This window comes from Paraphotobacterium marinum (assembly GCF_002216855.1).
Taxonomy (GTDB): Bacteria; Pseudomonadota; Gammaproteobacteria; order Enterobacterales; family Vibrionaceae; genus Paraphotobacterium; species Paraphotobacterium marinum.
Genome location: NZ_CP022355.1, coordinates 21,294 through 33,810 on the forward strand (window position 1 = coordinate 21,294; position 12,517 = coordinate 33,810).

At 33.8% G+C, this 12,517-nt stretch carries 13 protein-coding genes and 2 pseudogenes; 14 read left to right on the plus strand and 1 reads right to left on the minus strand.

Translation table 11 applies throughout. From position 1 onward, the window contains the following. The first annotated feature begins 35 nt into the window (after window positions 1-35). The 14 genes and pseudogenes from CF386_RS00125 (at window position 36) to CF386_RS00190 (ending at window position 11,506) form a co-directional block, all read left to right on the plus strand. Window positions 36-2,047 (plus strand): annotated as a pseudogene (locus CF386_RS00125) (flagellar biosynthesis protein FlhA). Beyond that, the gene (locus CF386_RS00130; protein ID WP_089072519.1) at window positions 2,040-2,843 is read left to right on the plus strand and encodes a hypothetical protein; all 804 of its coding nucleotides are present in this window, start codon (window positions 2,040-2,042) and stop codon (window positions 2,841-2,843) included. Before CF386_RS00125 ends, CF386_RS00130 begins: the two are co-directional and overlap by 8 nt. A gap of 149 nt (window positions 2,844-2,992) precedes the next feature. Next, entirely contained in the window at window positions 2,993-3,946 is a 954-nt protein-coding gene (locus CF386_RS00135; protein WP_089072520.1) for a flagellin N-terminal helical domain-containing protein, read from the plus strand. 209 nt (window positions 3,947-4,155) lie between these two features. Further along, window positions 4,156-5,433, plus strand: a complete 1,278-nt coding sequence (gene fliD, locus CF386_RS00140; protein WP_089072521.1) for a flagellar filament capping protein FliD — start codon at window positions 4,156-4,158, stop codon at window positions 5,431-5,433. 14 nt (window positions 5,434-5,447) lie between these two features. After that, a complete protein-coding gene (gene fliS, locus CF386_RS00145; protein ID WP_089072522.1) occupies window positions 5,448-5,828 on the plus strand; it encodes a flagellar export chaperone FliS in 381 nt (126 codons plus the stop codon). Continuing rightward, window positions 5,825-6,121, plus strand: coding sequence for a hypothetical protein (locus CF386_RS00150; protein WP_089072523.1), 297 nt, complete (start codon window positions 5,825-5,827; stop codon window positions 6,119-6,121). The genes fliS and CF386_RS00150 overlap by 4 nt, the downstream gene beginning before the upstream one ends. Before the next feature lie 10 nt (window positions 6,122-6,131). Further along, the gene (locus CF386_RS00155) at window positions 6,132-6,653 is read left to right on the plus strand and encodes a hypothetical protein (protein ID WP_089072524.1); all 522 of its coding nucleotides are present in this window, start codon (window positions 6,132-6,134) and stop codon (window positions 6,651-6,653) included. A gap of 5 nt (window positions 6,654-6,658) precedes the next feature. After that, window positions 6,659-7,297 carry a flagellar hook-length control protein FliK gene (locus CF386_RS00160; RefSeq protein WP_158522257.1) on the plus strand — a complete coding sequence of 213 codons (639 nt, stop codon included), beginning with the start codon at window positions 6,659-6,661 and terminating at the stop codon, window positions 7,295-7,297. Window positions 7,298-7,309: 12 nt separating this feature from the next. After that, entirely contained in the window at window positions 7,310-7,753 is a 444-nt protein-coding gene (locus CF386_RS00165) for a flagellar basal body-associated FliL family protein (protein ID WP_089072526.1), read from the plus strand. Between the two features lie 11 nt (window positions 7,754-7,764). Beyond that, on the plus strand, window positions 7,765-8,514 hold the full coding sequence (locus tag CF386_RS00170) for a FliA/WhiG family RNA polymerase sigma factor (protein ID WP_089072527.1): 750 nt from the start codon (window positions 7,765-7,767) through the stop codon (window positions 8,512-8,514). Then, window positions 8,501-9,347, plus strand: a pseudogene (gene motA, locus CF386_RS00175) (flagellar motor stator protein MotA); the annotation flags it as partial. The gene CF386_RS00170 and the pseudogene motA, both read left to right, overlap by 14 nt. Before the next feature lie 17 nt (window positions 9,348-9,364). Next, window positions 9,365-10,324 carry a flagellar motor protein MotB gene (locus CF386_RS00180; RefSeq protein WP_089072528.1) on the plus strand — a complete coding sequence of 320 codons (960 nt, stop codon included), beginning with the start codon at window positions 9,365-9,367 and terminating at the stop codon, window positions 10,322-10,324. A gap of 60 nt (window positions 10,325-10,384) precedes the next feature. Further along, window positions 10,385-10,624: a hypothetical protein gene (locus CF386_RS00185; protein ID WP_089073730.1), complete on the plus strand. Its 240-nt coding sequence runs from the start codon at window positions 10,385-10,387 to the stop codon at window positions 10,622-10,624. Window positions 10,625-10,654: 30 nt separating this feature from the next. Beyond that, window positions 10,655-11,506, plus strand: a complete 852-nt coding sequence (locus tag CF386_RS00190) for a mechanosensitive ion channel domain-containing protein (protein ID WP_089072529.1) — start codon at window positions 10,655-10,657, stop codon at window positions 11,504-11,506. Here the strand turns inward: CF386_RS00190 and CF386_RS00195 are convergent. Beyond that, window positions 11,503-12,516 carry a hypothetical protein gene (locus CF386_RS00195; protein ID WP_089072530.1) on the minus strand — a complete coding sequence of 338 codons (1,014 nt, stop codon included), beginning with the start codon at window positions 12,514-12,516 and terminating at the stop codon, window positions 11,503-11,505. The genes CF386_RS00190 and CF386_RS00195 overlap by 4 nt on opposite strands. Window position 12,517: the final 1 nt, after the last annotated feature.

Consider the following 12,517-nt stretch of genomic DNA (forward strand, 5'->3'; position numbering starts at 1 on the left):
TGGGCATCCCTTTTTTAATCTTATCAATTCTAGCCATGGTCATATTGCCTTTGCCACCATGGCTCTTAGATACATTATTTACGTTCAATATCGTTTTATCAATTTTAGTCTTGTTAATAGCCACCACAACTAAAAGGCCCATAGATTTTTCTATTTTTCCCACTATTTTGCTTATAGCGACATTAATGCGCTTAACATTAAATGTTGCCTCAACCCGAGTTGTCCTTTTAGATGGTCATAGTGGACCTGATGCGGCAGGTAAAGTCATTGAGGCATTTGGTAGCGTAGTTATTGGTGGCAATTACGTTGTCGGTATGGTTGTCTTTGCTATTTTAATGATCATTAATTTTATCGTGATCACCAAAGGTGGGGAACGTATATCGGAGGTTTCCGCTCGATTTACTTTAGATGCCCTACCCGGAAAACAAATGGCCATTGATGCCGATTTAAATGCAGGTTTAATTGATCAAAAAGAAGCAAAGGCTCGACGAAAAGATATAGCGAGTGAAGCAGATTTTTACGGCTCTATGGATGGTGCATCCAAGTTTGTCAGAGGTGATGCTATTGCCGGTTTATTAATTCTTTTTATCAACCTCATTGGCGGTATTTGTATTGGTGTTTTCGAATATAATCTTTCAATGGGAGATGCATTTAGAACGTATGCATTATTAACCATTGGAGATGGATTGGTTGCACAAATTCCATCTCTTTTATTAGCTACATCAGCTGCAATTATTGTGACGCGGGTAAATGACACAGACGTCGATATGTCTGAATCAATGAAAAAACAACTACTGGCATCACCTAGTGTTCTTTATACAGTTGCAGGGATTATGCTGGTCATTGGCATTGTTCCAGGCATGCCTTTCATTGCTTTTTTTAGTTTTTCAGCTGCACTGTTCTTTGCGGGTTGGCAAATTAAAAGAGCCCAAATTAGAAATAGCAATACCAACTTAGATGCATTGGAAGAAGCAGCGCAAGCTCAAAAAAATCAGCTTCTTACTTGGGAAGAGATTCCTTATACCCATAGTGTAGAGTTACAATTGGGTTTTCGACTGGTCCCCTTGGTAAGTCATGATTCTGGAGCACCTCTTCTTCAACGTATCAAAGGTGTCCGAAAAACGTTATCTGAATACGTTGGTTTTTTGGTGCCTGAGGTCAGTATAAAAGATAATCTCAACCTTAAACCTTCAGAATATACCATCTCCATTCACGGTGAAACGGTTGAAAGTGGACAAATCGAAGCTAACAAATTAATGGCTATCTCGAGTGGCGAAACATTTGGAACTATAGATGGGCTGGTAACAAAAGATCCCGCTTACCAACTTCCGGCTACTTGGATTAATCCAGATGATAAATCTAAAGCAATTAATTTTGGTTACAGTGTCGTAGATGATACGACCGTTATTTCTACACACCTGAGTAAAGTGCTGAAAAATCATCTTGCCGAACTATTTGAGCATGATGACGTGGAGCATTTGAATCAAAGATTGGCTCAACAAGCGCCGAAACTTGCCGAGAAACTTTCTGCATCGATCGATATCAATATGGAATTAAAAATAATTCGTTACTTATTAACAGAGCAAGTTCCAATTAAAGATATTCGAACAATTGCAACGACAATGTTAGAGAGCTTTGAAACAACGAAAGATCCGCTTTTAATTGCATCCGATATAAGATGCGCATTAAAAAGAACGCTCATACATCTTTTAAATGGCAACAAAAAAATATTGATGTTTATACCATGGCGCCAGAGCTTGAAAATTTACTTTTAGGTGCGCTTCAACAAGCACAAGCCAATAATACCCCTATTTCTTTGGATAGTTTTCCTGTTGAACCCAATATTTTAAAGCAATTTCAAGAACTTTTACCCTTTATAAAAAATGAATTAAAGCAAAAAGGTTTGACACCAATTTTGTTAGTTATCCCACAATTACGACCATTAATTTCACGATATGCCAGATCTTTTGCTAAAGGTTTAATTGTACTTTCATATAATGAAATACCTGATAACAATCAAATAAATGTGGTAGGAAACCTTGGATAAATTAAAGACAATTGAACAAGTTGAGCGTTATATCTATCAATTATTGCCTCAAAAAGGTAAAAATAATGATGAAGTTACCTTATTGAATAATATAAATTATTCAAAATGTTGCCATGCCTCTCAAGCCATCCGAAAAATGGACACTCATGAAGTTCGCTACTACCATTTGACCCTTAGGATGGACCAACAAGCCGTACAAAGTCCATTTAAGTTAAATCTAAGCCCATCATTTTTGTGCAGTTTTGATTTACTGAGTCTTTATATCGCCATAAAAGATTTACAAGTTTATGAAAAGTATAAGTTTGATTTGCCAAACATTAAAAGAGTAGTCCCTATTCGCCTTGAAACATTGGCTTGGCCAAATTGTAAATATCTTTTGAGCCAACTTAGAATGTTTCATGGCAAATACCTTGCACAGATTATTCCATCTGTGCAAATTACGAAAGAAAACTTTAGTGAAATTAGTTTTCAATTTAATATTAATAGTTTAAAAAATCACTTTGAAGAAATTTGGTATGAATTAGACTATCAATATAGTCCTTTAGACGTTCTTTATATCCAACTACCCGATTTGGTCAAATTTATTTTACAACCCAATCAAGAAATTGATGAAAATCTTCAACATACTTTTTTAAAAAGACTTCAAAAACATAATCTTCCTTTTGTGGTCGGCCGAATCGATTCCTCTAAAACGCTGAATGAATTTAAATTAAAAGGAAGCTCCTTCTACTTTGGATTTATTAAAGACTATCCTGCTTGTAACCATTTAGATCCTTTCCATCGCCTCTATAGTTAAATCAATATGTGTTTTTTAAAATAATTCATCTCTTTTATTTTTGTGATCGAGTGCAATTTTATTTAAATATTGAAATAAGAATTTAATTTTCAAAAATAAGGTGTCGTTAAATACACTTGAACATAATATGATGATTAGGAGAACACATTATGGCCGCACTATCTTTGCAATCGAATTTTGCTTCATTAGTTGCACAAAATACACTAACCAATACAAATAGTATGGTAGAACAAGCTATGCTTCGTTTAAGTACTGGTTATAAAATCAACTCTGCAGCGGACGATGCGGCAGGTTTACAAATTTCAAATCGTTTAGAGCTTCAAACTAGAGGGATGAAAGTTGCAGAAAGAAATGCAAATGATGGTATTTCATTGCTTCAAACCGCCGAGGGTGCTTTTGATGAAATGACGAACATTGCTTATCGAATTAATGATTTAGCAACTCAGGCAGCAAATGGAATTAATGGACCTGATGATTTTCTTGCAATTGACGCGGAAGTAAGTCAACTTGTTGAGCAGCTTAGACAAACTTACGATACCACTAACTTTGGTGGTGTGAATTTGTTTTCTCAAGGAGTAGCCACTAATGATGGTGGTATTTTTGGAGGAAACGGTCCTGTACCTTTACCAATCCCTCCTGGTGGTACTGGAACAGCAACGCCAGGGGACGTTGTGTTTCAAATTGGTTCAACCACTGAAGAAACCCTTCGATTTAATGCAGCGACTGAAGTAGATAACGTTGATCAAGTAATAACAGATTTAGCTAACATTACTATTTCAGACCAGGCAACTGCTCAGGATGTCATGGATTTGGTGCAGGGAACCAATGGACAAGGAAATAATGGTCCTCTAGCAAACCTGGTAGGAGATTTAGGGGCGGTTCGAGCTGAATTTGGTGCGACTATTAACCGTCTTGATAGTACGATTAAAAATTTACAAAATATGGGTGAAAATATTTCCGCATCCAAAGGTCGTATTACTGATGCAGATTTTGCAGTTGAAACCGCGAATTTAACTAAGAACCAGCTACTGATGCAGGCTGGAACCCAGGTCTTAGGTCAGGTGAACCAGCTTCCAGGTTTAGCATTATCTTTATTGAGATAATAGAGTTCAATTGCTTACAAAACCTCCTTTTAGGAGGTTTTTTTAATTCTAAAGCTTAAATGGTCGTTTAATATATTTGGTATGCGCTTCCGACATGTTAATGAACGGAAATTATTTGCCCATTTAATCATTAAGTATTTGATTTTATGAGTTTTTAATCATGGCATTTATTTTGCTTATTATTAATTAGATAATCATAAGGATGTAATATGAGTACGATTGACCCAACCACAATAGCCAATCAATTAGCTACAGCTGAAACTCAGCCTTTTCGAGCCTTATACCAAAGAAATCTCAATGATATATTGACAGAAAGAAATGCTGTTAACGAAATTGAATCAAGTTTAAAAACGTTTCAAGATGCCGTTTCACAGTTCAAGTCTCAGTCCAACTTTCAAGAACAAACAGCCTCATCTTCTGACGATTCTGTGCTCACTGTCCAACGTAATGGCTCGACTAATTCTAACTTTGCGACTAATTTAAGTTTTGTGGTGACCTCTAAAGCATCCTCTCAACAAAATTTAGTCTCACTGACTCCGCCGCTAGCCTCTTCTTTATCCATTAATATTCAACAAGATACTTCTTCAGACAACCTCATTCTTTCTGGTGATATCAGCAATATCCTCGATCAGCTTGCTGATTTTAATAATGATCAAAACAAAAACACCAATGTTTCAGCCAGTATTATAAGTAATAATGGAAACTATCAATTAATTCTTGAGAGTGAAACCGGCTCCGCGAACAATTTTACTGTAAACAATGCTCCTAGTACTGAAATTCAATCCGCTCAGGATGCATCGATTCAAATTGGGACACCAGGGGCTGGAGCTCAACTTTTAACCAGTAGCACGAACACTTTTAATAATTTAGTTCCGGGATATGACATCACTGTTGAAAGTATTTCATCGGATCCAGTTGATGTGACTATTGCAAACGATCCAGATGCAACAACACAGAAAGTTCAAGATTTAGTCGACAGTTACAACTCAGTCCTTCAAACCATCGGTCAATATACAGCCACTGGAAATGAAAATGAAAGAAGAGGTATTCTTGCTGGTGACTCACTTGTCAGAAATGTAACCAATCAAATCAATAATATTTTCCGTGGAAGTTTTAATGGCGAACGTCTTTTCAATGTAGGGGTTGAGTTTGATGAAAAAGGAAGCTTATCTCTTAATAGCGCTAAATTTAATGATGCCTTAAATAACGGTAATGTCGATTTAGATGAATTATTTCTCGGACCAAATAGTTTTATTGATTCTCTCGATGATACGCTAAATAGTTTATTGAGTTTTAACAACTCTGCCTTTGCCAGTCGTAAAGAATTTTTTCGATTAACGATTGAAAGAATAGAGGATCGTCAATTTAGGCTTGAAGACACCTATAACAGTTTATTTGATCGTTATGTTGTCCAATTTTCTCAAATGAACAATATTATCAATCAAATGAATCAAACCAGTAGTCTCTTTACCGGAGGCGGATTTTAAACTAGGAGTGTAATATGTTGATGAATGAAAATGGTTTTAACTCTTATCAAAATAATCAATTAGAAGCAAAGGCAGCTTCAGCGTCCCCTACTGAACTTATTGTCATGCTAATTGATGGATTCAATGATAATCTCATCAAAGCCAAAGGTCATATGGCTAATAAGCGTATTTATGAAAAAGGGGAAGCTATCAACCGATGTATGAATATTGTTATTGGACTTGATAGCGCAATTGACCTTCAAAATGGTGGTGAAGCAGCTCAAAATCTGGCACAACTTTATACTTATATCCAGTCTAAATTGCTCGAGGCGAGTAGTCAAAATTCTATCGAGGTTTTGGATGAAATTGAACTATTAATGAATAACTTGAAAGAAGGATGGCAAGGTATCTCATGAATAAAAAGCAACTGAATGATTGTCAAAAACTGATCAACCAATTAAAACTGATATATAAAAAGCAAGAATGGCAACATTTTATTGATGTTGACACGAAGCTTCAAACTATATTAGAAAAAATCTCTCCCCAAAAACTATCTCAAGAAGAAAAGAAGATGCTTCGATATCTTGAGATTGAATACAACAAGATTTTAGATTGTATGCGTCGAAAAAAAGAAGAATTACATCAAAAAATTCAAAAACACCAAGAACAAAAAGAAGGTATTTTGGCTTACAAAATGAATCAGGAATAAGGGATGATTTATGAATTTAATCAATATGCTAAATATGAATAATCTGCAAAGCGAATCTAGTGTATTATCATCAAATTTAGAGAACGAGCAAGGTCTAAACTTATTTGAGAATCAAGCATCAACATTCACAAAAAATGGATTTTCAGATATTTTCAGTCAAATCAATCAATTTAATGTCTTCAAGGAAGGTATGATTGACAGTGAAATTTCCAATGTTCTTATTGCTGAAAATTTTAATACCTTTAAAGATCAATTACAACAAACAAACCTTATTTCAGATCCAGCTAAACAAGAAATCTTAAATATTCTTTCTAAAGATGTTCTTGGTCAGCAAGATGTCAAGCAAATTATTAAAGTCATACAAAATGAACCTTTTAATGTCTTGATGCCTATCAACCAAGCAAATCAATTCATTAATACAAATGCTTCTAATAGTAAAGAAGAAAATCAAGTGGGCCAAAGTCTAAAAAATGATTTTAATCTTCTTGCAAAACAGACTTCTCCAAATAAAATATTTCGTTACAAGAAATGAAAAACATGTCGAGTCTCCAATCATCTGACATCAATAATGACTCTCGATTTAAAATAACTACATCTTCAATCTTAGATGCCGTCAAAAATCTAAACTACTCTCTCAAAAAAGATTTAACTAACAGTTCGCCAACTAATAGCCTAACGCAAACCATAACAGCTGAGTCGTCACTGAGAGCTAACTCTATACAGCCAAGTCCTATATTAACTAAGTCGGTTGAGATCTCATCCTTCCAAGAAAATAAAATGGTGCAACTTTTACAAGAGCGAATTCAATTTCAAATGAATCAAAATATTAGTGAAGCAAAAGTTCGTCTAGATCCTCCAGAGCTTGGTAAAATTGATTTACTTGTTCGACTAGATTTGGATAAATTAAATATCCAGCTCAATACAGCCCAACTTTCCACAAAAGAAATTTTGTCCCAAATTTCAGAGCGTTTGAAAAATGAATTAATAAATCAAAGCAATATGAATGTTGAAGTAAATATCGGACAAAAAGAATCTTCTCAATCAGAAAATAATTTTGAAGAAATGTTGTTTGATTCAAAAAAAGATACAGAACTATTAAATTTTGACGCGCAATCTGACGCTTTTACATCTTTAGAAAAGCAAAATTCTGAAAGTTGGATTTCAACAAAAGCATAGGAAAAATCAGCGATGTCTAAAAAAAATTTATTTATGATCGTATTGATAATGATTGGATTGAGTATTTTTGTGTCTGTATTATCTATATACGGAACACTGCAATTAAAACAAAGTCAGTGGTTTTCTTCATCTAATACAAACGCCCCCTCTTATCATTCTCTTGACAAGGTCATAATCAGTGTCAAAGGAAAGCGCCAAACCCATTACGTCATGATGGAAATCGCTATAGAAAATAATGATCCTGAAAAAATGAAAGAAATAGATAATTATATGCCAGTTATTCGAAATACACTTCTAAAAATGTTCAGTGAAAAAACATATGAACAATTACAGGAAGAATCTGATATAGATAAGCTACAAAAAGAGTTAAAAAGTACCCTACTTCAAGAATTATCTGAACAATCTTTTGTTTCTAACATAAAAAACGTTTTATTAACTAAGTATGTTATTCAGTAAAGGAAGATTATATGCTTGAGATTGATCCTCTTCATGAGTATGCAAATGGAAGTAACGAGTTAAATACCATTGATGAAGCAGCTATCATTGAACAAAATATTAAAATCATTCATCGAATAGCTAATCAATTTAGACATCAAGCAAATACCTATTGTTCACTTGAGGATATGTACCAAATTGGTTGTATGGCTGTATTAGAATGTTCAAGAAAACATCAGCATACAGACGATGTTTCTTTCAAATCTTATATTAGTTGTCGAATACGTGGTGCTATTTTAGATGAACTTAGAAGATTAGATTGGAGATCTCGACAAACAAGACAACAAGCACATGAATTAAATGATATGGAGCGTTCTTTACAAAAGAGTCTGGGCAGACCCCCTAAATCAAGTGAAGTGTGTCATGCTCTTGGAATTAGCGAAGAAGAATATGTAAAGCGTGCCCAAGATTCTTATGCATTTGAAATGATGAGTTTAGATCAACTAGTTGAAAGTGGTAAATACTTTCAAGATCCATCGTGTCAAACAGATGATGGGTTAGATGAAAATAGTTTACAAGAAATTCTAACTAAAAATTTAGATCTTTTAAATAAACGCGAACAACTCATTTTAACTTTGTTTTATGAATATGAACTCAATCAAAATGAAATCGCCCTGACACTCAACTTAACTGCGCCTCGTGTTTGTCAAATTCATAAAGAAGCGCTCCAAAAACTTAATGGTCTGAATGGGAGTAAGGAGAATCATAATGCAAAAGTTTAAAGGTGCCATTTTAATATTAATTTGTGTTTTTGGTGGATATATTTGGGCGGGTGGAAATCTAATCGCCATTTGGCAACCCGCTGAACTTTTGATTATTGCAGGTGCTACTGTAGGTTCGATTATTATTGGTAACCCACCACATGTAATAAAAAAATGAAATCTCAATTTAAGCGCATCGTCTCAAATAAAAAGATGAAAAACAATATTACAAAGAATTACTTTCTTATTTAAAAACGTTACTCGAAATTTTTAGAAATGATGGTTATAAAGCTATTGAAAGTGATGTCGAACACCCTGATGCAAGTGAGTTATTAAACCAGTACCCTACTTTGAAAAAAGATAAAGAGATAATTACTTTTATATCGGATAATCTAAGATTAATTTCTCTAGGTAACCTGTCACCTCATGATCTTGATGCTCTTTTAGAGCAGGAAATTATGACGATTGAGGAAGATTTGCTATTACCTTCAAAATCAATGCAGAGAACAGCTGAAGCCCTCCCTGGTTTCGGTATTTTGGCTGCTGTTATGGGAATTATCATCACTATGCAATCTATTGATGGCTCTATCGCTTTAATAGGTTATCACGTTGCTGCTGCATTAGTTGGAACATTTTTAGGTATATTTGGTTGTTACTGCATTTTAGATCCAGCAAGTAATGCCATGGCTCAAATGGTTAAAAGAGATTTATCCGCCTATGAATGTATCAGGAGTGTTCTTGTTTCACATCAATCCAGAAAAACGCCGTTGACTTCGATTGATTCAGGTAGGAAACAAATACAACTTGATATTAAACCCTCTTTTTCTCAGATGGAAAGTTGGTTTAAGAAAGAGACCGACAGGAGTCTTAAATGTCTGATTCTAATTTTGTTTACATCAAGAAAAGAACGCGTCAATCGACTAATGAAACACATGGTGGTGCATGGAAAGTTGCTTTTGCTGATTTTATGATAGCATTGATGGCCCTCTTTCTGGTTTTGTGGATTTTACAGGTCGTTGACGAAACAGAACGTCATGCAATTGTTGCGCATCTAAATAGCTCAAATGTTTTTGATGATAATGCTGGTAATCCATTTGATACCTCACAAAGTTTATCACCAATTGATTTAGCAACTAATTCGGCAGATTTGACTGCACAAAATATTCAAAATCAATCTACAAGTTTTAGAGATGGGGATGGGGACGGTATAGAAGACGATGCATTAATTCCTGGACAATATGATACGATGGAGCAACTTGAAATTTTAAGTCATACGCTAAAAAAATTAATTGAAAAACAAAATGCAACCAATAATGTTAAAATTGATATCACCCCACATGGCCTGAGAATGGTCTTTCAGGACGACTTTAGACAAAATATGTTTATGCTGGGTGGTGCAAAGTTAACACCCTTCTTTGAAGATCTCCTTTTAATCATCGCACCCATATTTAAACAAATATCTAATTCCATGATTATCAGCGGACACACTGATGGCAAGCAATTTAAAAGAGTATTTAGTCAAAACACAAATTGGGAGTTATCAAGTAAAAGAGCTAATGTAGCAAGGTATACTCTTATAGGAGGGGGGATGCCTGAAAATAGAGTTCTACAAATAGCAGGTATGGCAAATAGAGTTCTTTTAAATCAAGAAAAACCCTTAAGTAGTGAAAATAGAAGAATTGAAATTTTCGTTTTAACAACACCTACAGAAACGATCATTAATTCTCTATTTGGAAAAAACGTGGAAAAAATTCCCCTTGAAAACTCAAAAGAACAAGCTGAACAAAACCAGCCTGTTCTAAGACAAAAAATTAATTTTGAAACTCAATAGGTATAACTAGTGTCGTATGTTGATTCTAATTTAAAAAGAAAAGTTGATAAATTACAGCGTATGTTTTTGTGGTTAATTTTGATTGACTACGCACTTTTAATTGCATTTTTAACACAAATTGAATCTCTGCATTTAACCATTGGCACCATTGTGAGTGCTCTTTTAGTTGTTTATAATATTCTTCTATCACATCTATGCTTTAAAAGAGCAAATAGACGTTCGGATTCTTATATAATTTATCCAATACTGTTTGCTACCTTTCTGGCCTTTGGTTGCTTTTTATATTTTTTTCTATTATAAATAAAAAAAATAATCTCATTAATCACTAATATGACCTTAACTAAAATAGTTACGACTGTTACACCTCACCTACTCCATAGTATAGCCGCAGCTGCGATTATTTTTGTTCTCAGTCTTTTTATTTATTTTCTTTTTAAACGTAAATTTGAAATCAAAAAACAACGTAGACAGTTTAAATACCGAATCACTTATATTGGATTGATAGTCCTTAGTATTGCCATGGCACAGATTTGGATTGAAGGTCTCAATGACGTTTTTACGATGGTAGCACTTGTTGCAACAGGTTTAATTGTTAGTAATAAAGAGACTATAATGAATTTAGTTGGTTTTTTAATTATTAACTGGAGAGGGATTTTTACTGAAGGAGACTTTATCCAAATACAAAACTTTAAAGGTTATGTGGTTACCATACGTCCATTCTATTTTAAAATATACGAAACTACGAGCATTTCTAAAGCACAAGCAACTGGGAAAACTATAAAAATACCCAATAATTTAATCATTACGGCACCCACAAAAACATTCAATCCTGAAACAAATATTACTCTATCTGAAATTAGTTATATGGTTGACTGGTCTTCAAATAATCGCTTAGCTTTAGAAATCACAACTAATTTAATTAACCAACTCACTGAAAAGTATTATAAAACTTGTCCGCATTTTCAAAATCACTATCTCAAAAGAAAAAATAAAGAACTAAGTCATTTAATTTCTTTAAAACCAAAGGTCTTTGCAAAGCTTGACCATGATAAAGACAAAGGATTGTTAATTTGCATCAATTACTACGTCCAGTCTCGATTTAAAGAAGAGTTAGAAAACGAGTTTTGGTGTCTTTTACAAGAAAAGGTGAGTTCTGAAGATATTCAGCTTGTTTTTATCTAGGTTGTTTTTAATAAAGCAACAACAGTATTTCTATGGAGGTTTGCTTGCGCTAAAATCGAGCGATAAGAAAAATCAAAAGATGGTTTTTGTTGGCTGATCGACTTTACTTGTAAATTCTGATTAACCTGATTAATCATGGCAGCGCTTTCTTTTTGTTTTTGTCTTATATCAATTAAGCTCGCCTGAATTTGTCTAATCGTAGTATCCAAACCTAACATAAAATCTTGTATGCGTGCTCTTTGGCTGACATCTAAATCAAAATTATCAATGGAAGATGGGAAAGGCTTTAAACTTACCAATTCCGGCTTATCATTTGGATATAAAATGCCCTCACCTTTTATTGCTGCTAATTTTATATCTTGTTTTGGATAGGAGCCAAAACTATTAAAAATTATATCTCCATTTTTTCCTATTGTACTTGTAAAGTTATAGGGCGCTAGAAAGAGATTTAAAGTTTTTACAACATTTTCGGTATTATTTTCTTTCATCAAATTCAAATAAATACTGCCCACATTTTGAATTTCAATAGCAATTTTTTCGGAAACATTTTCTAGTTTACTAAGATTAAAGTCTGGAATTATAAATGACTTTGATGACTCCCTCATAGAAAGTTTCATATCTGCATTTAAAATCGGACTCCCGTCTAAGTCCAACTGATTTTTCAATTTTGAAATAGTGTTTTGCTTTTGCTTAATTAATGCATTTAAATCGTTTAATTTTTGATTATCCAATTTTTGTAAAGACTGTTTCAAAAGTGCCTTTAATTCAAATAGCTCTTTCCCAATTAACTTTAAATTTTTCTCTGCAAGTTGAAGATTTGTGACATAAACTTGACGATCCATAACCGCAAAACTAGATAACTTAACGTCACGATCATTTTGTATCGCTTGCTTTGATATTCTTGGTGTAACATCAGATAGGCGTTCAAAGGAAGATTCCTTCACCGTCGCATTTTGATTACGGGTTTTGGATAAACTTGAATTTTGGTCTACCTGAATACTGGATAACATA